This window comes from Kaistia sp. 32K (genome assembly GCF_016629525.1).
Classification (GTDB): Bacteria; Pseudomonadota; Alphaproteobacteria; order Rhizobiales; family Kaistiaceae; genus Kaistia.
In genome coordinates this window covers 4,272,743-4,296,014 of sequence record NZ_AP024269.1, presented here as the reverse complement: position 1 = coordinate 4,296,014, position 23,272 = coordinate 4,272,743, and the positions used below count along the sequence as shown (strand labels likewise).

17 protein-coding genes are annotated in these 23,272 nt (G+C 67.4%); 9 read left to right on the top strand and 8 right to left on the bottom strand.

The genetic code is table 11. The annotated features are described in order from the left end of the window. The first annotated feature begins 173 nt into the window (after window positions 1–173). The 4 genes from K32_RS19895 to K32_RS19880 all read left to right on the top strand — a co-directional run bounded on the left by K32_RS19895 (window position 174) and on the right by K32_RS19880 (window position 3,906). Entirely contained in the window at window positions 174–971 is a 798-nt protein-coding gene (locus tag K32_RS19895; protein ID WP_201401173.1) for a 3-hydroxybutyrate dehydrogenase, read from the top strand. After that, a complete protein-coding gene (locus K32_RS19890) occupies window positions 968–1,996 on the top strand; it encodes a patatin-like phospholipase family protein (RefSeq protein WP_201401172.1) in 1,029 nt (342 codons plus the stop codon). Before K32_RS19895 ends, K32_RS19890 begins: the two co-directional genes overlap by 4 nt. Continuing rightward, window positions 1,993–2,472, top strand: coding sequence for a GNAT family N-acetyltransferase (locus tag K32_RS19885; RefSeq protein ID WP_244669636.1), 480 nt, complete (start codon window positions 1,993–1,995; stop codon window positions 2,470–2,472). The genes K32_RS19890 and K32_RS19885 overlap by 4 nt, the downstream gene beginning before the upstream one ends. A gap of 129 nt (window positions 2,473–2,601) precedes the next feature. Further along, window positions 2,602–3,906: an extensin family protein gene (locus K32_RS19880; protein WP_201401171.1), complete on the top strand. Its 1,305-nt coding sequence runs from the start codon at window positions 2,602–2,604 to the stop codon at window positions 3,904–3,906. Between the two features lie 119 nt (window positions 3,907–4,025). On the opposite strand, the gene pyc is transcribed toward K32_RS19880, so the two are convergent. The 3 genes from pyc to K32_RS19865 all read right to left on the bottom strand — a co-directional run bounded on the left by pyc (window position 4,026) and on the right by K32_RS19865 (window position 11,375). Further along, a complete protein-coding gene (gene pyc, locus K32_RS19875; RefSeq protein ID WP_201401170.1) occupies window positions 4,026–7,466 on the bottom strand; it encodes a pyruvate carboxylase in 3,441 nt (1,146 codons plus the stop codon). 127 nt (window positions 7,467–7,593) lie between these two features. After that, window positions 7,594–9,684, bottom strand: coding sequence for a glucans biosynthesis glucosyltransferase MdoH (gene mdoH / locus K32_RS19870; RefSeq protein ID WP_244669634.1), 2,091 nt, complete (start codon window positions 9,682–9,684; stop codon window positions 7,594–7,596). A 104-nt stretch (window positions 9,685–9,788) separates the two neighbouring features. Then, on the bottom strand, window positions 9,789–11,375 hold the full coding sequence (locus tag K32_RS19865; RefSeq protein WP_201401168.1) for a glucan biosynthesis protein: 1,587 nt from the start codon (window positions 11,373–11,375) through the stop codon (window positions 9,789–9,791). Window positions 11,376–11,850: 475 nt separating this feature from the next. Between K32_RS19865 and K32_RS19860 the strand changes: the two genes are divergently transcribed. Continuing rightward, window positions 11,851–12,768 carry a ribokinase gene (locus K32_RS19860; RefSeq protein WP_201401167.1) on the top strand — a complete coding sequence of 306 codons (918 nt, stop codon included), beginning with the start codon at window positions 11,851–11,853 and terminating at the stop codon, window positions 12,766–12,768. Window positions 12,769–12,927: 159 nt separating this feature from the next. After that, a complete protein-coding gene (locus K32_RS19855) occupies window positions 12,928–14,460 on the top strand; it encodes a UxaA family hydrolase (RefSeq protein ID WP_201401166.1) in 1,533 nt (510 codons plus the stop codon). 386 nt (window positions 14,461–14,846) lie between these two features. Here K32_RS19855 and K32_RS19850 read toward each other — a convergent pair whose 3' ends face one another. Further along, on the bottom strand, window positions 14,847–16,142 hold the full coding sequence (locus tag K32_RS19850; RefSeq protein ID WP_244670009.1) for an Nramp family divalent metal transporter: 1,296 nt from the start codon (window positions 16,140–16,142) through the stop codon (window positions 14,847–14,849). 314 nt (window positions 16,143–16,456) lie between these two features. Between K32_RS19850 and K32_RS19845 the strand changes: the two genes are divergently transcribed. Together K32_RS19845 and K32_RS19840 are read left to right on the top strand one after the other, a co-directional pair. Continuing rightward, window positions 16,457–17,386 carry an aldo/keto reductase gene (locus K32_RS19845; protein WP_201401164.1) on the top strand — a complete coding sequence of 310 codons (930 nt, stop codon included), beginning with the start codon at window positions 16,457–16,459 and terminating at the stop codon, window positions 17,384–17,386. A gap of 60 nt (window positions 17,387–17,446) precedes the next feature. Continuing rightward, window positions 17,447–18,058 carry a LysE family translocator gene (locus K32_RS19840; RefSeq protein ID WP_201401163.1) on the top strand — a complete coding sequence of 204 codons (612 nt, stop codon included), beginning with the start codon at window positions 17,447–17,449 and terminating at the stop codon, window positions 18,056–18,058. 14 nt (window positions 18,059–18,072) lie between these two features. On the opposite strand, the gene K32_RS19835 is transcribed toward K32_RS19840, so the two are convergent. Further along, entirely contained in the window at window positions 18,073–18,540 is a 468-nt protein-coding gene (locus K32_RS19835) for a hypothetical protein (RefSeq protein ID WP_201401162.1), read from the bottom strand. A gap of 312 nt (window positions 18,541–18,852) precedes the next feature. On the opposite strand from K32_RS19835, the gene K32_RS19830 reads away from it, so the two are divergent. Further along, a complete protein-coding gene (locus K32_RS19830; RefSeq protein WP_201401161.1) occupies window positions 18,853–19,887 on the top strand; it encodes an aspartate-semialdehyde dehydrogenase in 1,035 nt (344 codons plus the stop codon). Between the two features lie 874 nt (window positions 19,888–20,761). Here K32_RS19830 and K32_RS19825 read toward each other — a convergent pair. The 3 genes from K32_RS19825 to pdxY all read right to left on the bottom strand — a co-directional run bounded on the left by K32_RS19825 (window position 20,762) and on the right by pdxY (window position 23,141). Further along, window positions 20,762–21,424, bottom strand: a complete 663-nt coding sequence (locus K32_RS19825) for a carbonic anhydrase (RefSeq protein ID WP_201401160.1) — start codon at window positions 21,422–21,424, stop codon at window positions 20,762–20,764. A gap of 125 nt (window positions 21,425–21,549) precedes the next feature. Then, window positions 21,550–22,266, bottom strand: a complete 717-nt coding sequence (locus tag K32_RS19820) for a DUF429 domain-containing protein (RefSeq protein ID WP_201401159.1) — start codon at window positions 22,264–22,266, stop codon at window positions 21,550–21,552. After that, complete coding sequence (gene pdxY / locus K32_RS19815) at window positions 22,263–23,141, bottom strand: pyridoxal kinase (protein WP_244669633.1); 879 nt, start codon at window positions 23,139–23,141, stop codon at window positions 22,263–22,265. The genes K32_RS19820 and pdxY overlap by 4 nt, the downstream gene beginning before the upstream one ends. Window positions 23,142–23,272 lie beyond the last annotated feature (131 nt).

Sequence of the window (23,272 nt, the reverse complement as noted above, 5' to 3'; positions counted from 1 at the left end):
CCGCGTGGGAGGAGATCTCTCCGCGTGCGCGTTCTAGCACGGATCGGCGGCGAGGCCGACTCCGCGCCGATTGCCGCATGCCGTCGCTCGACGCCTTCTCTTGCTGTTGCACCGCAATATATGGTCGTCTCGGGCACTTCCTACCCCTGATCCTCCCCGCAGGAGTCGAATTGATGTCGAAGGACGGTCATCTCAAGGACAAGGTCGCGCTGGTGACGGGCTCGACCTCGGGCATCGGGCTCGGCATCGCCCGGGCGCTCGCCGGCGCCGGCGCGCATGTCGTGCTGAACGGCTTCGGCGATGCCGTCGCGATCGAGAAACTGCGAGCCGACCTCGCGGCCGAATTCGGTGTCGAGACGCGCTATTCCGGCGCCGACATGACCAGGGAAGACGAGATCGCCACGATGATCGGCGATGTCGAGAAGGAATTCGGCGCCATCGACGTGCTCGTCAACAATGCCGGCGTCCAGCATGTCGCGCCGATCGACGAATTCCCCGTCGACAAGTGGAACCTGATTATCGCGCTGAACCTCTCCGCCGCCTTCCACGCCATCCGCCTGGCGCTGCCGGCGATGAAGAAGAAGGGCTGGGGCCGGATTATCTCCACCGCCTCGGCCCATGCGCTGGTCGCCTCGCCCTACAAGGTCGCCTATGTCGCGGCGAAGCACGGCATCGCCGGCATCACCAAGACGGTGGCGCTGGAAACGGCCGAGCACGGCATCACCGTCAACGCCATCTGCCCCGGCTATGTCTGGACGCCGCTGGTCGAGAAGCAGATCCCCGATACGGCGAAGGCGCGCGGCATGAGCGAGGAACAGGTCAAGAAGGACGTCATCCTGGCGGCGCAGCCGACCAAGGAATTCGTCACCGTCGAGGAAGTGGCGGCGCTGGCGCTGTTCCTGACCACCGACGGCGCGCGCTCGATCACCGGTTCGCTGCAATCGATCGACGGCGGCTGGACCGCGGCATGACGCTGCATCACGCCGGCCGCAAGACCCTCAATCTCGGCCTGCAGGGCGGCGGCGCGCACGGCGCCTTCACCTGGGGCGTGCTCGACCGGCTGCTCGAGGACGGACGCCTCGATTTCGAGGGGATCTCCGGCACCAGCGCCGGCGCGCTCAACGCGGTGGCGCTCGCCGACGGGCTGGCGCGCGACGGCACGGCCGGCGCGCGGGCGCGGCTCCGCGAGCTCTGGACGCGGGTAAGCGCGGCGGGACGTCCCGGCGCCTCGGCGCGCGACCTGATGGAAGCGTGGATGGGGGCCTGGCGGATGCCCGCCATGCAGCCCTTCCACATGATCGAGGCGATGACCAATTTCGCCTCGCCCTACGGCTTCAACCCGATGAACATCAACCCGCTCAAGGAGATCGTCACCGAGCTGGTCGATTTCGATCGTCTCCGCGCCGCGAAGACGCCGAAGCTGTTCATCTCGGCGACGGCGGTGCGCACCGGCAAGATCAAGGTCTTTTCCGGCGAGGGCGTCACCGCCGAGGCGATCATGGCGTCGGCGTGCCTGCCCTATCTGTTCCAGACCGTGATCGTCGACGGCGAGCCCTACTGGGACGGCGGCTTCATGGGCAATCCCGCGCTCTTCCCCTTCTTCACCGAGACGCGGGCGACCGACATCCTGCTGGTCCAGATTAACCCGATCGAGCGCAATACCGTGCCGACCTCCACCAAGGAGATCCTCGAGCGGATGAGCGAGATCACCTTCAACGCCTCGCTGCTGCGCGAATTCCGCGCCATCGACTTCGTCAACCGCATGCTCGACGAGGGTCGGCTCGATCCCGCCCGCTATCGCCGCAACCGCGTGCACCGCATCGACGCCGGCAAGGCGCTGGAGAAATTCTCCGCCTCGACCAAGTTCGACACCTCGCGCGCCTTCTTCGAGGAACTGCACGAGGCAGGCCGCGAGGCGGCGCGCGACTGGCTTGCCGCGCATTTCAAGGATATAGGCGTTCGGGACACCGTGGATCTCAGGACGCAATTCCAGTGACAGACCTCACCTTTTCCAATCTCGCCGCGCGTCCCGAGTTCATCGGCACGATCGCCGATCGCATGTGGCACGCCTGGTGGAAGGAGTCCGGCGCGCCGCTCGCGGCCGTGCTCGGCCATCTGCGCGAGTTCAAGACCGACGCCATTCCGCTCGGCCTCGTCGCGCATCGCGAGGACGAGTTCGTCGGCTCGGCGCTGCTGATCGACAACGACCTCGACGACCGGCCGCAATACTCGCCCTGGCTCGCGGCGCTCTGGGTCGAGCCGGAGGCGCGCTCGCGCGGCGTCGCCGTCGAGCTGTCGGAGCGGATCGTCGCCGAGGCGGCGGCGCTCGGCCACGACAAGATCTATCTCTGCGCCGTGCCGGAGAAGGCCGCCTACTACGCCGCGCGCGGCTGGAGCGAGATCGAGCGCGAGGTCGGCCCGCACGAACTGGTCGTCTTCGTCAAGGCGACGGGGCCGTCCACCGCCGCCTAGAGTGGGGGCGGATGCGATGCCGTTTGGCGGCGTGTTTCAGGCGGTCCTTGGCGTTGCCGGAACGGATGGCTCTACTGTGCGTTGAGTTCGACAGTTTCTGGGGTTCGACACTCAGGAGACGGGATCGGCATGGCACGCTGGCGACGGTTGAAATGCGGCATGGGCGGCCTGGTCGCCGCGCTTCTCGTCACCCAGATGCCGATCGCGGCGCGGGCGATCAGCCCCGACGAATTGTTCCAGAAGGTCATCCCGAAGGTCGAGCCGGAGCGGAAACCCGCCAAGCGGCGGCCGCATCACGTCGCGCCCGCGCCGGAGGCGAAGGCGCCCCGGGCGGAATCAAGCGCATCGCTCGTGACGCCGCTGCCGACCCGGCGTCCGGTCATCGCCTCCGATACCGCGCCGGATGCGGCCGCGACGCCGCCGGCTGTTGAACCCGCTACGCCACCGGCCCTTACAAAACTCCCCGCGCCGCTGCCGCGGCCAAAACCGGCCGAGGCGCGGCGGGCGGCGGGGCTGGTGGCGATCCCGAAGCCCCCCGACGCGGCGGTGGAGAAGGTCACGACCGAGGCGGTTCCGCCCGATCCGGGACTGGCGGCGGGGGCGGCGGCGACGCTTGCCGGCACGGTTCCGGCCGATCCGGCGACGGGCGGCGAACTCGCCTTCGCGCCACCGGTCCTGCCGAGCCCGCTCGAGCCGGCTTCGTCGGGCCGGAACGCAGATGGCAGCCTGAAGAAATCGGATCGCCTGCCGCATCCCGATCCGGCGGCGACGCCGGTGGTGCCGCCCGAGGCGGCCCTACAGAACCTTCCCGCGCCCCTGCCGCGGAAAAAGCCCGAGGTGGTGCTGGCGGCGATGATTCCGACGATGCGGCCGGTCCTGCCGGAGGCGCTCGCCGCCTGCCGCACCTCGATGGCGGCGATGAAGATATCGGCCAAGCCGCTGCCGGCCATCCATGTCGGCAGTTGCGGCGGTCCCGATCCGTTCGACGTGACGGAGCTCGATGCGGGCGCGGTCGACCTCGAGCCGGCGGCGCGGATCAACTGCGCGGTGGCGACGACGCTGGCGCGCTGGGTCGACGAGGACATCCAGCCCTCGGCGACCAAACTGCTCGGCGGCCGCGTCACGGCGCTCCGGGTCGCCGATTCCTACTCCTGCCGGGGCCGCAACCGCGTCGCCAATGCGCAGCTCTCCGAGCACGCCTTCCTGAACGCCGTCGATATCGGCGCCTTCGAGGTCAACGGCCGCTGGGTGACGGTGACCAAGGCGGAAGACCGCACGGCGAAGGAGGACGACTTCCTGAAGGCGGCGCGCGTCTCCGCCTGCGACAAGTTCAATACGGTCCTCGGCCCGGGCTCGGACGGCTACCACGAGGACCACTACCACCTTGACCTCCGCCAGCGCGGCAAGGGCGGCGGGAAGAAGTATTGTCACTAGAGTTTTGGTGTCTCGAAGGAGGGTCCAGTGGAACTCCACCCCGTCTGCGCGGCCTCCGAGAGGCCTGGCTCGTCTTAAGAACCGGGACGCGGCCCCGAAGAGCCGCGTCCCGAATAAGCCTACCCGAACACCACCAGCAGGTCCTTGGCGTCGATCTGGCTGCCGGCGTGGACCAGGACTTCGGCGATCGTGCCGTCGCGGTCGGCGTGGATGGCGGTTTCCATCTTCATCGCCTCGATCGACAGCAGCACGTCGCCGGCCTTGACCGTCTGGCCGGCCTTGACGGCGAGCGTCGAGACGACGCCCGGCATCGGCGCCGCGACATGGTTCGGGTTGCCGTCATCCGCCTTGCGCTTGGCGACGACCTTGCCGGAATTGGCGCGGTCGGGAACCTTGATCACGCGCGGCTGGCCGTTCAGCTCGAAGAAGACGCGGATCAGGCCTTCCTCGTCGGCGTCGCCGATCGCCTGCATCCGGATCACCATGGTCTTGCCCTTCTCGAGCTCGACCAGGATCTCCTCGCCGACAGGCAGGCCGTAGAAATAGACCGGCGTCGGCAGCACGCTGGTCGGTCCCCAGTTCTGCTGGCCCTTGGCGAAGTCGGTGAAGACCTTCGGATACATCAGGTAGGAGGCGAGCTGGAAATCGTCGATCTCGCCATTGCCGACCTTCTCCTTGGCCGTCTTGCGCTCGGCCTCGAGGTCGGCGGCGGCGATCAGCGAGCCCGGACGGGCCGTCGACGGCGTCTCGCCCTTCAGCGCCTTCTTCTGGATGCCCTCGGGCCAGCCGCCCGGCGGTTGGCCGAGATCGCCGCGCATCATCTGCACGACGGAATCCGGGAAGGCGATGTCCTTCGCCGGGTTCTCGACGTCGGCGACGGAGAGGTTCTGCGACACCATCATCAGCGCCATGTCGCCGACGACCTTGGAGGAGGGCGTCACCTTGACGATGTCGCCGAACATCCGGTTGACGTCGGCATAGGCCTGCGCCACCTCGTGCCAGCGCGTGTCGAGGCCGAGCGAGCGGGCCTGTTCCTTGAGATTGGTGAACTGGCCGCCCGGCATCTCGTGCAGATAGACTTCCGAAGCGCCGGCCTTCAGATCGCTCTCGAAGGCCGTGTACTGGCCGCGCACGGCTTCCCAATAGAACGAGATCTGGCGGATCGCGTCGGGATCGAGGCCGGTGTCGCGCTCGGAGCCCTTGAGCGCTTCGGCGATCGAGCCGAGGCAGGGCTGCGAGGTGAGGCCCGACAGCGCGTCCATCGCCGCGTCAACAGCGTCGACGCCGGCTTCCACCGCCGCCAGCACGGTCGCGGCGGAGATGCCGGACGTGTCATGCGTGTGCAGGTGGATCGGCAGCTCGGTCTCTTCGCGCAAGGTCGCGATCAGCTTCTTGGCGGCGGCCGGCTTCAAGAGGCCCGCCATGTCCTTCAGGCCGATGACATGCGCGCCGGCCCGCTCCAGCTCCTTGGCGAGCGCGACATAGTACTTCAGATCGTACTTGGCGCGGTCGGGATCGAGGATGTCGCCGGTGTAGCAGATGGCGGCCTCGAGGACCTTGCCCTCCTCGCGCACGGCGTCCATCGAGACGCGCATGTTCTCGACCCAGTTCAGGCAGTCGAACACGCGGAAGAGGTCGACGCCGCCGGCGGCTGCCTGCTTGACGAAGAACTTGACGACGTTGTCGGCATAGTTGGTGTAGCCGACGCCGTTGGCGCCGCGCAGCAGCATCTGCAGCAGGATGTTCGGCGCGCGCTCGCGCACCATGGCGAGCCGCTCCCACGGATCCTCGGTCAGGAAGCGCATCGAGACGTCGAAGGTGGCGCCGCCCCAGCATTCGAGGCTGAGCAGTCCCGGCAGGCCGCGTGCATAGGCGTCGGCGATGCCGATGATGTCATGCGTGCGCATGCGGGTGGCGAGCAGCGACTGGTGCGCGTCGCGCATCGTCGTGTCGGTGACGAGCACGCGGCTCTCGGCGCGCATCCACTTGGCGAGCGCGTCGGGGCCGTGCGCGTCGAGATACTGCTTGGTGCCCGGCGCCGGCTCGGCCGCGAATTGCGGGATCACCTTGGCGAGCGCGTCGGCCTTCGGCTTGGCGCGGCCGCGCGTCTCCGGATGGCCGTTGACGGTGACGTCGGCGATGTAGTTGAGCAGCTTGGTGCCGCGATCGCGCCGACGCACGGCCGAGAACAGCTCCGGCGTCGTGTCGATGAAGCGCGTGGTGTAGGAATTGTCGCGGAACTGCGGGTGGTTGATGATGTTGGCGACGAAGGTCAAATTCGTCGCCACGCCGCGGATGCGGAACTCGCGCAGCGCGCGGTCCATGCGGGCGATCGCCTCCTGCGGCGTCGGCGCCCAGGCGGTGATCTTTTCCAGCAGCGGATCGTAGAAGCGGGTGATCACCGCGCCGGCATAGGCGGTGCCGCCGTCGAGGCGGATGCCGAAGCCGGACGCCTCGCGATAGGCGGTGATGCGGCCGTAGTCCGGGATGAAGTTCTGCTCGGGATCTTCCGTCGTGATGCGGCACTGCAGGGCGTGGCCATTCAGGCGGATGTCTTCCTGCTTCGGCACGCCCGATTCGGCCGTGCCGATGGCGGCGCCCTCGGCGATGTGGATCTGCGCCTTGACGATGTCGATGCCGGTCACCTGCTCGGTGACGGTGTGCTCGACCTGGATGCGCGGGTTCACCTCGATGAAGTAGAACTTGCCGGTGTCGGCATCCATCAGGAACTCGACGGTGCCGGCGCCGAAATAGTTGGCGGCCTTGGCGATCTCGACGCCGTAGTCGGTGATGCCCTTGCGCTCGGCGTCGGACAGGTAGGGCGCCGGGGCGCGCTCGACCACCTTCTGGTGGCGGCGCTGCACCGAGCAGTCGCGCTCGTAGAGGTGGACGATGTTGCCGTGCTGGTCGCCGAGGATCTGCACCTCGACGTGACGGGCGCGCTCGACCAGCTTCTCGAGATAGATCTCGTCCTTGCCGAAGGCGGCCTTCGCCTCGCGCTTGGCGGTGATCGCGTCCTTGAGCAGGGTCTCCTCGTCGCGGATGACGCGCATGCCGCGTCCGCCGCCGCCCCAGGAGGCCTTCAGCATCAGCGGATAGCCGATGCGGGCCGCCTCGGCCTTGATCTGCTCGATGTCGTCCGGCAGCGGATCCGTCGCGGGCATCACCGGCACGCCGGCGGCGATTGCCAGATTGCGGGCGGCGACCTTGTTGCCGAGCATGCGCATCGTTTCAGGCGACGGCCCGATGAAGATGATGCCGGCCTCGGCGCAGGCCTCGGCGAATTCCGGGCTCTCGGCCAACAGGCCGTAGCCGGGATGGATGGCGTCGACCTTCGCCTCGCGGGCGATGCGGATGACGTCGGCGATGTTCAGATAGGCTTCGATCGGGCCGAGGCCCTTGCCGACCTGATAGGCTTCGTCGGCCTTGAAGCGGTGCAGGGCGAGTTTGTCTTCTTCTGCGAAGATAGCAACGGTGGTGAGACCCAGTTCGTTCGCCGCGCGGAAGACGCGAATGGCGATTTCGGACCGGTTGGCGACAAGGATTTTCTTGATAGCCACGTATTTCCCCCAGCAGTGAGCGGCCCTTTGCCGCGCAGCCGAAATTGAACGTGGTAAGCCTTACAGCGTTTGTGCACGCGCGAAAAGACCGCAATATTTTGTTGCGGTGCGAGTAAAATCCACGATTTCAGGTGGGCAAGGCGCTGAGCCGGCTCAGAAGCGCAGGCGTCGCCATGACCATGGCGCGCTCCTGCGGCGTCAGGAAGGAAACCGCCTCGGCGATGGAGGTGGCGTCGTCGATTTTCGCCGCCGACAGCGCCTCGACCGCCTCGACCTTGCCGGGCTTCCGCTCGGGCACGGCGTCGATCAGCGCCAGGTGGACGGCGCGCAGATTGGCGTCGCTGGCGATGGTGACCAGGTCCGGCGCGACCTCGATCGCCGCCTCGTAGACCGGGCGGATGGCGGCGGCGCTGCGGGCGACGGCCGGCGGATCGACCTCCTCCGGCGTGCGCAGCAGGCCCATCCGGCGGACGAAGCGGCCGACGCGGTTGGAGCCGGTCCAGCCGGAGACCGGCACGACCAGCAGCAGACCGAGAATGGCCGGCGACATCCAGGCGACCAGCACCCAGCTGTCGAGCCAGGCGGCGAAGAGCAGCGCGGCGCCGATCAGGAAGTGCCAGCGGTGGCGGGCGATCAGCGAGCGCAGCGGCACGCCGCCATCGTCGCGACGCTGCGGCTTCCAGCCGGAATCGCGGCCGAGCAGGATCGACAGGATGGCGCCGGTATGGACGAGCATCATCACCGGCGCGATGAGCGCCGAGATGATGATCTCGAACAGGAAGCTCGCGAGGGTGCGGAAGCCGCCGACGGTGCGGCGGTCGTCGCGGTTGCGCAGGAAGGCGACGAGGCCGAGGAACTTCGGCCCGAACAGAATGACGAGCGTCAGGCCGAACAGGCGGAAGGCGCGCTCGGCGTCGATCACCGGCCAGGTCGGGAAGAGCTGGAAATCCTCGGTGAAATATTCCGGACGGATGAAGTGCGCCTGCAGCGACAGCACCAGGCCGGCGAGGATCAGCATCAGCCAGAGCGGCGAGGCGAGGTAGGAGCCGATGCCGGTCAAAAGATGGATACGGCTGACCCAGTGCAGGCCGCGCGCCGGCAGCACGAGCGTGTGCTGCAGGTTGCCCTGGCACCAGCGGCGGTCGCGCACGGCGAGATCGATGATCGAGGGCGGGCTCTCTTCATAGGAGCCGGCGAGGTCGTCGGCGATCCGAACCGTCCAGCCGGCGCGGCGCAGCAGCGCCGCCTCGACGAAATCATGGCTCAGGATATGGCCGCCGAAGGGCGGCTTGCCGGGGAGATCCGGCAGTCCCGCCGATTCCATGAAGGCGCGGGTGCGGATGATGGCGTTGTGGCCCCAGTAATTGCCCTCGGAGCCGGTCCAGAAGGCGAGGCCGGCGCCGACGACCGGGCCATAGACGCGGCCGGCGAACTGCTGCAGCCGCGCGATGATGGTGGTGCCGTTGACCAGCGCCGGGATCGTCTGGATCAGGCCGGAATCCGGGTCTTCCTCCATGCGGCGCGCCAGCTCGACGATCGTCTCGGGGGCGATCAGGCTGTCGGCGTCCAGCACCAGCATATGGTCATAGGCCGCGCCCCAGCGCGTGCAGAAATCGGCGACGTTGCCGGATTTCCGCGCGATATTCTTGCGGCGGCGGCGATAGTAGATGCGCGCCCGGTCGCCGAGGCGGCCGCGCAGCGTCAGCAGCGCCGCTTCTTCCTGCAGCGCGACGTCGGGATCGGTGGTGTCCGACAGGATGAACCAGTCGAAGGCCGGGCCCTGGCGCAGTTCGTCGAGCCCGGTCGCCATGGCCTCGACCGCGGCGAAGACCCGGGACGGATCCTCGTTGTAGGTCGGCATGAGCATGGCGGTGCGCGAGCCGAGCGGCCCCGCGGGCGTCCGCTTCGGCCGATGCAGCCGGCCCATGACGACGCCATATCCGGCGATCGCGCTGGTGAAGGCCATCGCGATCCAGCCGAAATTCAGCGCGAACAGCACGAGCACGCTGATCTCGACCGGCGTCAGTCCGCCGACGATCAGCACCTGCTCCATTTCATAGACCGCGATCGCGGCGAGCGCGAACGCGCTGCCGAGAATCGCGATGCGCCGGACCCACGACGACCGGGACCGTCGTGGATCGCTGAACTTGCGCCGATCGCGCCGGCGAAACCGCCAGAGCGATTGCGGCGGCATGTCGCCAGGGGTTTCCGTCGGCATGCCGGGTTCGGGATGAAGGCTTGTCTCTTCGTCCACATCGGGGGTGTGGCGGGCAGCCGGCGGTGTCTCCACCGTCTGCTTCGCCTCACCGGCCGGGAAAGCGATCACGCCGTCCATCGATAGACCCAGGTCTCCGCTGGTCGTTCATCGGGGAACTGCAGCACGGTCCGCAACTCGACGAGCGTCGCGTCTTCCGGATCGAGCTCGAAATTGACCCGCCAGCCCTCGCCCAGCTTGGGATTGGGGATCAGCACGACATTGCTGATCTTACCCTTGGACGTGGTCACCGTCGCCTTCGGTTCGGGCGCCGGCTTGCCTTCGAGGGGCACCGGCGGGAAGAAATCGATCACAAAGCGGCGAGCGGGCGAGTCGCCGTCCAGCGTCGAGCGACCGACGCGCGTTCCGGCGACGACCATGCCGCCCGGGACGAAGTTCGGATCGCCGCCCCAGGACAGGCGATAGGCGAAGGAATATTCCGATCCGGCGGGAATCGGATCCTTCGGCTGCCAGTAGGCGACGATGTTGTCGTGGATCTCCGAATTGGTCGGGATCTCGACCAGCGTCACGGCGCCCTGGCCCCAGTCGCCGACCGGCTCGACCCAGAGGCTCGGGCGACGCTCGTAGACGGCCTCGAGATCCTGATAGGTCTCGAACACGCGGTCGCGCTGCATCAGGCCGAAGCCGCGCGGGCCGGCGTCGACGAAGGCGCTGATCTGCAGCGTCGTCGGGTTGGAGACCGGACGCCACAGCCGCTCGCCGCGGCCGTTGACCATCAGCAGGCCGTCCGAATCATGCACCTCGGGGCGGAAGTCGTCGACGCCGAGGCGGTCGTTGGCGCCGAAGAAGAACATGCTGGTGCCAGGCGCCAGGCCGACCTTGGTCAGCTCGGTGCGCGGGAACAGCGTCGCCTCGACGTCCATCGTGGTCGGATAGCCGGGACGGACGGTGAAGCGGTAGGCGCCGGCCGCGCTCGGGCTGTCGAGCAGCGCGTGCAGCACGATCGTGTCGCCCTGCTGGACCGGGGTCTCGACCCAGAAGGCGCGGAAGATCGGGAATTCCTCGCCCTCGGGCTCGGCCGTCTTCAGCGCCAGGCCGCGGGCCGAGATGCCGTAGACCTGGCCCTTGCCGAGCGAGCGGAAATAGCTGGCGCCCTGGAAGACGAGGACTTCGTCGAAATAGTCCGGCTTGTTGATCGGGCCGTGCACGCGGATGCCGGCGAAGCCCATGTCCTCGTCCGGAATGCCCTTCGGCACCAGCGGCCCGAAGTCGAACAGGTTGGTCGAGTAGGGCAGGTGCTTGGCCTGGCCGTCCTTGACGATCGCAACCTCGATCGGCTCCTTGAAGTAGAAGCCGGGATGGAAGAGCTGCAGCTTGAACGGCAGCCCGTCATTGGCCCAGACCGACGCCGCCGACTTGAAGCGGATGTCGCGATACTGGTCATAGGTGAGGTTCTGCAGCACGTCCGGCAGGCGCGATGCGGGTGCGGCGAACGGCACGCGCGACAGGCGCCGGGCGATCTCGGCCACGGTCGACCGCGTGAAGGGACCATCCGTCGCCAGCGAGGCGGCGATGTTGGTCGCCTGTGCCATGGCCTGGTCGGGATAGAGATCGCCAATCGCTGCGGCGGCGACAAAAGCGCCGGCAGAGGCCAGCAGGCGGCGCCGCGTGATCTTGTACGGAGTCTCAGTCATGTTCTGTCTGTTTTTCTCGGGAAACCGTCGAATGGCCCGAACCTAGGAACGAACTGTGGTGAAAGTTTCACGGTCGAAATTTGCGTAGACGATTTGGCGCAGGACGTCGATGGGCCGGGAGCGGGCTTCGCTTCGGCGCCATGGCGGCGCCGACGACAAAAGTTCCGAACCCTGCGGCCATTTCTTCCGACACCGCATAGATCAAGTCTGACAAGGCCGCGATCCCCACCGTCGCGAATTCCGTGCGTTCCGCGTCAATCTAGCTGTGTTTTTTCAAATGCGGAATGACACCGCGGGGCCCGTGGCGATCATATTTAAGGCGGGCTCCACTTTTGGTACCGCATGCCCGAACGTCGCCCGTGGCCGTCGCGCGCCTGCCTCTTGTGCGCGTCGCGGCGCATCGGGCATTCTCTCGCCGCCGCCGCGGCAAATTCGCCACGACACGTAGCAAGGCGGCCGGTTTGAGGAAGCGTTCATGATCACGGTATTTGGTTCGGTCAACATCGACCTCGTCAGTCGCACCGCGCGCCTGCCACGCCCGGGGGAGACCGTGCCGGGATCGGACTACAAGCTCATCCCCGGCGGCAAGGGCGCCAACCAGGCGCTGGCCGCGCGACGCGCCGGCGCAACCGTCAAGATGATCGGCGCGGTCGGCTCCGACGACATGGCGACCGTGGCCCTCAGCGAGCTGGAAGCGGGCGGCGTCGACCTCTCGGGCATCCAGCGCCGCGGCGCCACCACCGGCATGGCGGTGATCACCGTCGACGACCACGCCGAGAACACGATCGTGCTGTCGCCGGGCGCCAACGCCAAGCTGCTGGCGAGCGACCTCGAAGGCAGCGCGATCGGCGCCGGCGACACACTGCTCCTGCAGATGGAAACACCGTTCGCCGAGACGCTCGCCGCCGCGCGCATCGCCAAGGCGGCCGGCGCCCGCGTCGTGCTGTCGATCGCGCCGTTCCTGCCGGTCGAGCGCGAGGCCTTCGCCGATGTCGACATGATCCTCGTCAACGAGACCGAGGCGGCCGACCTCGCCCGCCATCTCGGCCTGCTGCCGGGCTCGACCGGCGCCGAGACCGTGGCGCGGCTCGCGAGCGAGCTGAAGCGCACCGTGATCGCCACGCTCGGGGCCGACGGCGCCGTCGCCGCCACCGAGAACGACACGATCAGCGTGCCGGCGCTCAAGGTGGTGCCCGTCGACACGACCGGCGCGGGCGACACGTTCTGCGGCGTGCTGGCGGCGCTGCTCGACGAGGGCGCGGATCTCGCCACCGCCATGCGGCATGCCTCGGTCGCCGGCTCGCTCGCCTGCGCCAAGGCCGGCGCGCAGCCGAGCTTCCCGCTGCGCGCGGCGATCGAATTGTCGCTGTCGGGCGACCCCGCTTTTCCGTGACAGGGCGGCATCGCTGCTATATATGACAGGTGAGTAACCTGATCACTGGTGAATGAAGATTTCACCCGGAAAGCCAGCTGAGGGGCTTCATCGGTGACGCGCGCCTTGCGCGGTCCGCCGCATGAAGCCCATCGCCTCACTCCTATTTCGAGATGTCCGATGAGCGTCACCACCGCTGCCCAGCCCAGAACCCTTCGCCTGAACGCCACCGACAATGTCCGCGTCGCCATCGACACGATCCTGCCGGGATCGGTGGTGGAGGGCGTCACCGCCAGCCAGCGCGTGCCGAAGGGCCACAAGATCGCTGTTGTCGGCATCGCCGAGGGCGCGCCGATCCTGAAGTTCGGCCAGATCATCGGCTTCGCCAAGGCGCCGATCGCGCCGGGCGAGTGGGTGCACGAGCATAATTGCGGCATGTCCGAGTTCGACCGCGACTATCAGTTCGCGGAAGGCGCGCATGACGACGGCCTGCTGCCGTTCAACGAGCGTCGCCATTTCGACGGCTACCATCGCCCGAACGGCAAGGTCGGCACGCGCAACTACATCGGCATCCTGACCAGCGTGAACTGCTCGGCGACGGTCGCCCGCTACATCGCCGACGCCTTCAACCGCACCGACATCCTGAAGGACTACCCGAACGTCGACGGCGTCGTTTCCTTCGTGCACGGCCAGGGCTGCGGCATGGGCGGATCGGGCGAGGGCTACGACACGCTCGAGCGCACGCAGTGGGGCTATGCCAGCCACCCGAATCTCGCCGGCGTGCTCGTCGTCGGCCTCGGCTGTGAAGTGTTCCAGATCCCGCGCCTGATGAAGCAGTATAATCTCGTCGAGCATGACGGCTTCCGGACGATGACGATCCAGGAGACTGGCGGCACCCGCAAGACGATCGAGGCGGGCATCGCCGTCATCAAGGACATGCTGCCGGCCGCCAACGCCTACAAGCGCCAGCCGACCCCGGTCTCCGAGATCATGGTCGGCCTGCAGTGCGGCGGCTCCGACGGCTATTCCGGCATCACCGCCAACCCGGCGCTCGGCCACGCCTCCGACATCCTCGTCCGCCACGGCGGCACGACGATCCTGTCGGAGACGCCGGAGATCTACGGCGCCGAGCACCTGCTCACCCGCCGCGCCGCCGATCGCCAGGTCGGCGAGAAGCTGGTCGACCTGATCAAGTGGTGGGAAGACTATACCGAGCGCAACCAGGGCGAGATGAACAACAACCCGTCGCCCGGCAACAAGCTCGGCGGCCTGACGACCATTCTCGAGAAGTCGCTTGGCGCCGCCGCCAAGGGCGGCACCTCGACGCTGCGCGGCGTCTACAAATATGCCGAGCCGGTCGACACGCACGGCTTCGTCTACATGGACAGCCCCGGCTACGATCCGGCCGCCGTCACCGGCCAGATCGCGTCCGGCGCCAACATGATCGTCTTCACGACGGGCCGCGGGTCGGCCGCCGGCTACAAGCCGACGCCCTCGATCAAGCTCGCCACCAATTCCGACGTCTACAACCGCATGATCGAAGACATGGACATCAATTGCGGCGACGTCCTCGACGGCGTCTCGATCGAGGAAAAGGGCCAGGAGATTTTTGACGAGATCGTCGCGGTCGCTTCCGGCAAGCACTCGAAGTCGGAAGACCTCGGCTATGGCGACGCGGAATTCGTGCCGTGGCAGATCGGCGCCGTGATGTAAGGGCCGGCCTTACTGGGTGAATTCAGAGAAGCCTCCGTCCGGTTCGGACGGGGGCTTTTTTGTTGCGGCTTTCAGGGGGCCATCCCGCGTCGTCTCTAAAAAGGGCTCCGTCATCCCCGCGAAGGCGGGGATCCATGCAGCCGGGTTTTCGGGCGTTTCACGTGGCACGCAACCCGGCTGCATGGATCCGCCCCGGGATGACGACGAGCGGGGGGCAGGCGCCGCTTCCTTCCCCCTCCCCCTTGTGGGGAGGGCGGGGTGGGGGTGCCACCTCGATGCGGGGAAGTGTCTTCGAACGGTACTCTACTTGCAGGGGCGGAGCCGGTACCCCCTCCCTAACCCTCCCCACAAGGGGGAGGGGATTTTTGTGCCTTCCCGGATGGCGCCTATCCGCCGCCCGCCATGAAATCGAACAGCAGCTTCATGTTCAGCACGATGATCACCGCCGCGACGATGCCGGCGATGGCGGAGAGCCAGCGCGGCGCGGCGAAGGCGCCCATCTTGCGGCGCTCGGCCGTGAACATCACCAGCGGGATCACCGCGAAGGGCAGCTGCAGGCTCAGGATTACCTGTGACAGGATCAGGAGCTGGCCGGCGCCGCTCTCGCCATAGAGGATGGTGACGACCGCGGCCGGGACGATGGCGAGGCCGCGCGTGATCAACCGGCGCAGCCACGGCGCCAGGCGGATGTTGAGGAAGCCCTCCATGACGATCTGGCCGGCCATGGTGGCGGTGACGGTCGAATTGAGGCCGCAGCAGAGCAGCGCGATCGCGAACAAGGTCGGCGCCAGCGACGAGCCGAGCAGCGGGTGCAGCAGCGCATAGGCCTTGTCCAACTCGACCACCTCGGTCGAGCCCTTGGCGTGGAAGGCGGAAGCCGCGAGCACCAGGATCGAGGCGTTGATCAGCAGTGCGAAGACGAGCGCCAGGGTCGAATCGAGGGTGGCGAAGCGGATCGCCTGGCGCTTGCCCTCGTCGTCGGCGTGATAGGCGCGCGTCTGCACGATGCCGGAATGCAGGTAGAGGTTATGCGGCATGACGGTGGCGCCGATGATGCCGAGCGCCAGATAGAGCATGTCCGGATTTCTGACGATCTCCGGGTTCGGCACGAAGCCGCGGACGAGGTCGCCCCAGTTCGGATCGGCCATGACGATCTGCACAAGGAACGAGACGGCGATGACGCCGAGCAGCGAGATCACCAGTGCCTCGACCCAGCGGAATCCCTTGGTCTGCAGATAGAGCACCAGGAAGACGTCGAGCGCCGTGATGACGACGCCGATCTCGAGCGGGATGCCGAAGAGCAGATTGAGGCCGATCGCCGTGCCGATCACCTCGGCGAGGTCGGTGGCGCAGATGGCGACTTCCGCCAGCAGCCAGAGCAGCGCCGCGACCGGCGCCGGATAGGCATCGCGGCAGGCCTGCGCCAGGTCGCGCCCGGTGGCGATGGCAAGCCGTGAGGCCAGCGCCTGCAGGATCATCGCCATCAGGCTCGACAGCAGCACCACGAAGAGCAGGGTGTAGCCGAAGCGCGAGCCGCCGGCGATCGAGGTCGCCCAGTTGCCGGGGTCCATATAGCCGACGGCGACGAGATAGCCGGGGCCCAGGAAGGCGGCGGCCTTGCGCCAGTTTGGACCGGTCTCTGCGACGGGGATCGAACCATGGACTTCGGAAAGCGAGGGCATGCCCCGGGCGCGGCGCCATCCGCCGACCTCGCCCGTCTCTTCATTGACCGTCCGCACGACGTTGCGTCCAAAATGATAATGCGAATTATTCGCAATAAGTGGATGATGCAGCGCAAAAGTCAAGAAGTTCCTTGCGGAACGCTTCGGCGAGGCGGATGCTCCCGCGATATCGTTCGGCTGCCTGACGGCTGTCCCGGCTGCGGGTCAGGGCGCGGGCGCGGCGATCCGGCATCAAGACAAGACTGTCCGGCGGCCATCGACACCCTAGATAGCCGATCGGACCCGAATTCGGACCAGGATCAAGAGGCAGGACAATGCGGACGCGCAGGCTTGGCAGCACGGATCTCGAAGTTTCGGTGATCGGTCTCGGCACCAACAATTTCGGCGGGCGGATCGATCTCGAGGCATCGCGGCAGGTGATCGACGCGGCGATCGACGCGGGCATCAATTTCTTCGACACCGCCGACATCTATGCCGATACCCGCTCGGAAAGCATTTTGGGCGAGGTGCTGGGATCGCGGCGCGACGCAATCGTGCTCGCGACCAAGTTCGGCAAGCCGATCGCCGGGGCGACCGAGACGAAGCGCGCCTCGCGCGACTACATCGCCCGCGCCGTCGAGGCCAGTTTGAAGCGCCTCAAGACCGACCGCATCGACCTCTACCAGCAGCACGAGCCCGACCCGCATACGCCGATCGAGGAGACGCTGGGCGCGCTCGAGGATCTCGTGGCCGCGGGCAAGATCCGCTACTACGGCGCCTCCAATTTCACGCCGAAGCAGCTGCGCGAGGCGCAGGCGGCGGCGCGCAAGGCGGGCTATCGCGGCTTCGTCTCCAGCCAGGACGAATACAGCCTGGTCGAGCGCACGATCGAGAAGGAGCTGCTGCCGGTGGTGCGCGAGGAGAAGCTGGCGCTGATCCCGTTCTTCCCGCTGGCGAGCGGCCTGCTCTCCGGCAAGTATCGCCGCGGCGAGCTCCCGACCGGCAGCCGGTTCGGCGCCTGGAAGCATCTGAGCGACCGCTATCTGACGCCGCGCAACATGGTGCTGGTCGAGAAGTTCGACGCCTTTGCCGCCGCCTGGGGCCACAGCGTGCTCGAACTCGCCTTCGCCTGGCTGCTGGCGCAGGATTCGGTGCCGTCCGTGATCGCCGGCGCGACGACGCCGGAGCAGATCGCCGCCAACGCGAAGGCGTCGGACTGGCAGCTGACGGCGGCCGACGTCGCCGCCTTCGAGGCGCTGGTCTGACCGTCCGCGCTTTGCGATGACGTTGCGGCATGCCATCCTCGCGGTCTGGAGGAATACGGCATGTCGCTCGAAACCTATGCGGCGTTTGTCGCCGCCTGCATCGTCATCGCCATCATACCGGGGCCGACGGTCACGCTGATCGTCGCCAACAGCCTCCGGCACGGCGCCCGCGCCGGGCTGCTCAACGTCGCCGGCACCCAGCTCGGCCTCGCCATCATGGTGGTCGTCGCGGCGATCGGGCTCACCTCGCTGATCGTCGCCGCCGGTCACTGGTTCGACTGGCTGCGGCTGGCCGGCGCCGCCTATCTCGTCTGGCTCGGCTGGAAGATGTTTCGCTCGGAGGGGATCGCGATGGCGCGGGCGCCCGCGCCGCCGCGCGGCGGCTTCCTGCTGCAGGGCATGGTCGTGTCGCTGAGCAATCCGAAGATCCTGCTCTTCTTCGGGGCCTTCTTCCCGCAGTTCATCGATCCGAACCGCGACAAGGTGGTGCAGATCGTCCTGATGGGCGTGACCGCGCTCGCCGTCGCCGGGATCAACGACTGCACCTTCGCCATCCTCGCCAGCCGGGCAGGGCGCCTTCTGACCGAGGCGCGCTCGCGCCTGGTCGCGCGCATCGGCGGCGCCTGCCTGATCGGCGGCGGCGTCTGGCTCGCCCTGGCGCGAACGCGCTGAGGGGGATGCCGTCTCTAGAGCCGGATTTCCGGCGCGGTCGGGCAGGTTGACGGCTTGCGCCGGTCCCAGCCGCGCGAGGTCCATTCCTTGGCCGGGCCGGCATTCGGACCGCCCTTTTCGTCGGGCACGAAGAAGGTGAAGCAGTTGGGGCCGTCGCGCTCGACGAAGAAGCAGGCGCCCTGCTGGCTTTCGTAGAAGGTGCAGAACTTGCCCGCCTGCACTGACCACTGGCCGCTGTCGGAGCCGTCGATGTCGTGATAGCGGACCGAGCCGTCCTCGTTGTAGGTCTCGCTGAAGAAGGCGCCGTTGTTGTAGATGCCGTCGAGCGTGACGCCGGAGAGCGACTTCTCGATCTCCTTTTCCGGCACGCGCTCGCCGGCCCGGGCGGCGGCCGATCCGGTCCATTGGGCTACCGAGAGGACGACGGAGAGGGCGGCGCACAGCACGAGCGCCGGTTTCGGAAAGGCCATCAAAACGCTCAAGCCGTTCGCCTCCGTTGACTTCTGGCCGGTTTGGCGGCAGAAGATGCGCCAATCTCATTCGGGTAGACCGATGACTGCGCACGCCGATGCTTTTTCGATCCTAATCGACCAGGTGGCTTCCGTCACCCGGACAAGCACGGCCGTCATGCGCATCTCCACCACGCCCAAAACGTCGAAAACCACGACGACTGCCTGATCGTCCCTCCCGTGCCCCCATTCTCCCTCGGGGCCCCGAGGGAAGCGGGGCCGACCGGGCGCGGGTTTTCCGCGGACGTGCGGTGGGGGAGAGAGACGGACAAGGAGCAGGAAAAAATGGGTTACAAGGTCGCGATCGTCGGCGCCACGGGCAATGTGGGCCGCGAAATTCTCTCCATCCTCGACGAGCGCGGCTTTCCCGCCGACGAGGTCGTGGCGCTGGCCTCGCGCCGCAGCCAGGGCACCGAAGTCTCCTTCGGCGACCGCACGCTCAAGGTGAAGCCGCTCGACCAGTATGATTTCTCCGACACCGACATCTGCCTGATGTCGGCCGGCGGCGCGATCTCGAAGGAATGGGCGCCGAAGATCGGCGCGCAGGGCTGCGTCGTGATCGACAATTCCTCGGCCTGGCGCTACGACGCGCAGGTGCCGCTGATCGTGCCGGAAGTGAATGCCGACGCCATTGTCAGCTTCTCCAAGCTCAACATCATCGCCAATCCGAACTGCTCGACCGCGCAGCTCGTCGTAGCCCTGAAGCCGCTGCATGACGTCGCGACGATCAAGCGCGTCGTCGTCTCGACCTACCAGTCGGTGTCCGGCGCCGGCAAGGAAGGCATGGACGAGCTGTTCACGCAGACCCGCGCCGTCTTCGTCAACGATCCCATCGAATCGACCAAGTTCACCAAGCGCATCGCCTTCAACCTCATTCCGCACATCGACGTCTTCATGGAGGACGGCTACACGAAGGAAGAGTGGAAGGTGATGGCCGAGACGAAGAAGATCCTCGATCCGAAGATCAAGCTGACCTGCACCGCCGTGCGCGTGCCGGTGTTCGTCTCGCACTCCGAATCCGTCAACATCGAGTTCGAGAAGCCGATCACCGCCGACGAGGCGCGCGACATCCTGCGCGAGGCGCCCGGCTGCCTTGTCATCGATAATCCGGAAGAAGAGCAGTACATCACGCCCTACGAGGCGACCGGCGAGGACGCGACCTACATCTCGCGCATCCGCGAGGACGCCACCGTCGAGAACGGCCTCAACATGTGGGTCGTCTCCGACAACCTCCGCAAGGGCGCTGCGCTCAACGCCGTGCAGATCGCCGAAGTGCTGGTCAACCGCAAGCTGATCCAGCCGAAGAAGCAGGCCGCCTGAGGCGGATCGTTCGGCTCTCTGGAGCCATATATTTGAAGAGGCGCGGCCGCGAGGTCGCGCCTTTTTCGTATGGGACGCTGGTTGGGCTTCTGGGGGGCTTTTCGGAATCCGGCCCATAATCGACATCCGGGCCTGGATGGATGCTGCAGGCGGCGGACGGCCGCTCGCCACCTCTCAGACTTCCAGGCCGATCGATCCACTCCGCCATCATCCTGAGGTGCTTCGCGCGAGCGAAGCCTCGAAGGAGGATCCAGCGGGCACCTTGCAGACAAAGTCCGCCCCGCAGTCTCCGCGTTCCCTGGACGCTCCTTCGAGGCCCGGCTTCGCCGGGCACCTCAGGATGATGGTCGAGTTTTGGGAATGCGCATCGCAGGGATGACGGGAGCCTGGGGCAGGGCCCGCGCCTTGTCCTCAAATGCCTTGGCCGACTTCGCGGCGCCCTATCCCCCGCTTCCGCCGTCATCCCGGGCTTGACCCGGGATCCATGCCGCCGGGTTCACCGCTCAATGGGAGCTGACGCGAAGATGCCCCAGGCGCGGATGAGTCACGTTCCGCAGTGACTGTCTCCCAGCACCGAGGTGGCACCCCGCTTCCTCACCTCTCCCTGAGGGAGAGGTGGAGCGAAGCTCCGGGTGAGGGTTTAGGGAACCCTCCGGATGAAGCGGCAAGATGATGGAGACCCTCCGGCGAGGCCGTAAACCCTCACCCGCCGGCCTTCGGCCGTCGACCTCTCCCTCAGGGAGAGGTGAAAGGAGAGCGTCCCCCGAATTACGGGCTAGGCATTGAGGAGCCCCGGAGGGGCGTCTCGAAGGACGCAGGGCGCCGATGCAGCGCCTGTCTCAGGCAAAGACGGCGCTGGAGTCCTGAACCGAAATTACGCCTCGATCTCTTCCGGGACGGTGAAGCGGCCGGTTTCCTTGTCGAGGAGGTAGAGCTCGCCGGTCGAGATGTCGAACCAGGCGCCGTGCAGCTCCAGCTCGTTGATCTCCTCGAGGCTCTTGATCCACGGGAAGGTGCGCAGATTCTCGATCGTCTGGCGGATCGAGGCGAATTCCATCGCGCGCTGGCGGTCGGCCGCCTCGGCCGGATCCTCGCAGATCAGCGCCTCGGCCGGCTTCAACAGCGAGATCCACTTGTGAATGTAATCGTTCGGCGCCTGCAGGTTCGGCGCCTCGCGCCCTGCCAGATAGGCGGTGATGCCGCCGCAGCGGCCATGGCCCATGACGACGAGATGGCGAACCTTCAGCCCCATCACGCCGAATTCGATCGCCGCCGACGTGCCGTGATGCTCGCCATCCGGCGTGAACGGAGGTACCAGGGCGGCGACATTGCGGACGACGAAGAGCTCGCCCGGCGCCGCGTCGAAGATCGTCTCGGGGGCGGCGCGGCTGTCGCTGCAGCCGAGGATCATGGTCTGCGGGCGCTGGCCGGTCTCGGCGAGGACCTTGTAGCGCGAGCTTTCCTGCGGCAGGCGGTTGTCGCGGAAGGCTGCGTAGCCGCGCAGGAGCCGGGACGGGAAGTCTAGGGCCTTGGCCATCGGGTGGTGCTCCAAAGGGGGGCCGCCTACGAATTCATGCAGTGCAGCATAAGGCTAGCGATCCAATAAACGCGTTTTCCGCACGGGTCGAGACAATTTGCAGCAGCGCTGTCCGGCCGGCCGGATCAGGCCCAGATGGCGATCCGGAGACCCCTGGCGTCGCGCCCCGGCTCGGCCGGAAAGCTCTCGGCCTTGCCGGCAAGGATGCGCCGGGCGATCAGGGCGTTCACCGCCGCGTCGAGGAGATCGTCGGCGCCGGCGCCGCGCGGCGGCCTGGCGAGATCGCCGGGCGCATAGCCCGACCGCACCAGCAGCGCGCGGCGCTGGTCGAGCCCGTCCGGATTGGGCCGGCTCTTCACCTTCTTGGGCAGGCTCATCGGCGCTTCGCCGTTCAGCCGCCAGAAGGCGAGCTCGGGATGCACCTCGAACACCCGCGCCTCCAGCGCCGGCGTCATCGCGGCGTCGATCTCGCGGATTTTCGGGAAGATATGGAAGCACTGCTTCGCGACCATCCGGCCAGGCTCGGAGGTGGCGCTCGCGACCGCGCAGGCCTCGCGATAGTCCTCGGTCATCACGGCGCTTCGCGACGGCACCGAGAAGACCGAGCTCTGGCGGGGGCCGAGCTTCGGACGAACCAGTCGCTCGGGGCCTCGCCCCTCCGCGCCGATGAAGTCGGGCAGGCCGATCGGCATGTCGACGGCGATGACGGCGTTTTCCGCCTCGGCGACCAGTTCGGCAAAATGCCGAACGATGCGGACCATCGGCTCGACCGGCCCCTCGGCGGCGATCGAGACCGCGATCCAGCCCGTCGGGCAGCCGTCGACGCCGACGACGCGGGTCACGGGATGATCCGCACCGGCGTCTTCGGCGCCAGCAACTGGTCCTGGATGGTGGCGAGCGGCAGCTCGTTGGCGCCGAGGCTGGCGGCCGCGTCGATCGCGTCGGCGACGGCGGCGGTGGCGAGCCGCAGCGCCTGCGCATCCGAGGCGCCGCCGACCAGGCGGGCGAGGAACAAAGCGGCGAAGAGGTCACCGGTGCCGTTCGGCACGCGGCCGCCGATTGCCGCGTGGCTCGCCTGGATGGTGTCGTGGCCGGTGCCGTTGCGCGAGACCAAGAGCGTCGTGATCTCGCCCTCGGTTCCGGCGGCGGAGGTGACGGCGATGCGCGGCGTCGGCAGGCTCGTCGCTGCCGCGTGCAGCGCCTCGGCGGGGAGCGCCAGATTGCCGGTCAGGAAGCCGAGCTCGGTCGGGTTGGGCGTCAGGATGTCGGCGCGCGGCACGAGATGGTCGCGGATCGCGGAGGCCGTCGCCTCCGGCACATAGAGAATGCCGGCGTCGCCCATCACCGGGTCGCAGAGATAGAGCGCGTCCGGTCGCGCCGCCTTGACGGCGTCGACCAGCCTCGCCACGGCGGCGGGCTGGCTCGCCGCGCCCATGTAGCCGGTCAGGATCGCGCCGATCTCGCCGAGCCAGGGCGCGCGAATCAGGTCGTCGATCAGTGCCTCGAAGGCGGCTTCGTCGGGGATGACGCGGCTGGCGCGGCCATGGCCCGGATGCCAGGGCAGCGTCACCGTCTGCATCGACCAGACGGGATGACCGAAGCGCTCCAGCGCGAACACCGCGCCGCGGCCGCCGACGGCGCCGCGCACGACGCTGGAGGAAAGGACCAGGATGGCGGGCTTGATGGTCGTCGGCTCGGTCATGGTCGGCTCGGTCATGGGCGCATGGTTCCTGCGGCGCTGCGGCTCTTGGCGGCGGTGCGAAGCTAGAGCATTTCATCGTCTCGTGGAAATGACGGAATGCTCTAACCTTTTGTTTGGTCGCGTTTTCTGGACGCGAACTGGTATCC

What these genes read in the sequence shown, in the direction of transcription:
- K32_RS19825 (WP_201401160.1), bottom strand. Translation starts at nt 21,424, where the DNA reads ATGGCCAAGGCCCTAGACTTCCCGTCCCGGCTCCTGCGCGGCTACGCA.
- K32_RS19890 (WP_201401172.1), top strand. Translation starts at nt 968, where the DNA reads ATGACGCTGCATCACGCCGGCCGCAAGACCCTCAATCTCGGCCTGCAG.
- K32_RS19830 (WP_201401161.1), top strand. Translation starts at nt 18,853, where the DNA reads ATGGGTTACAAGGTCGCGATCGTCGGCGCCACGGGCAATGTGGGCCGC.
- mdoH (WP_244669634.1), bottom strand. Translation starts at nt 9,684, where the DNA reads ATGCCGACGGAAACCCCTGGCGACATGCCGCCGCAATCGCTCTGGCGG.
- K32_RS19860 (WP_201401167.1), top strand. Translation starts at nt 11,851, where the DNA reads ATGATCACGGTATTTGGTTCGGTCAACATCGACCTCGTCAGTCGCACC.
- K32_RS19850 (WP_244670009.1), bottom strand. Translation starts at nt 16,142, where the DNA reads ATGCCCTCGCTTTCCGAAGTCCATGGTTCGATCCCCGTCGCAGAGACC.
- K32_RS19845 (WP_201401164.1), top strand. Translation starts at nt 16,457, where the DNA reads ATGCGGACGCGCAGGCTTGGCAGCACGGATCTCGAAGTTTCGGTGATC.
- pdxY (WP_244669633.1), bottom strand. Translation starts at nt 23,141, where the DNA reads ATGACCGAGCCGACCATGACCGAGCCGACGACCATCAAGCCCGCCATC.
- K32_RS19895 (WP_201401173.1), top strand. Translation starts at nt 174, where the DNA reads ATGTCGAAGGACGGTCATCTCAAGGACAAGGTCGCGCTGGTGACGGGC.
- K32_RS19840 (WP_201401163.1), top strand. Translation starts at nt 17,447, where the DNA reads ATGTCGCTCGAAACCTATGCGGCGTTTGTCGCCGCCTGCATCGTCATC.
- K32_RS19865 (WP_201401168.1), bottom strand. Translation starts at nt 11,375, where the DNA reads ATGACTGAGACTCCGTACAAGATCACGCGGCGCCGCCTGCTGGCCTCT.
- K32_RS19880 (WP_201401171.1), top strand. Translation starts at nt 2,602, where the DNA reads ATGGCACGCTGGCGACGGTTGAAATGCGGCATGGGCGGCCTGGTCGCC.
- K32_RS19855 (WP_201401166.1), top strand. Translation starts at nt 12,928, where the DNA reads ATGAGCGTCACCACCGCTGCCCAGCCCAGAACCCTTCGCCTGAACGCC.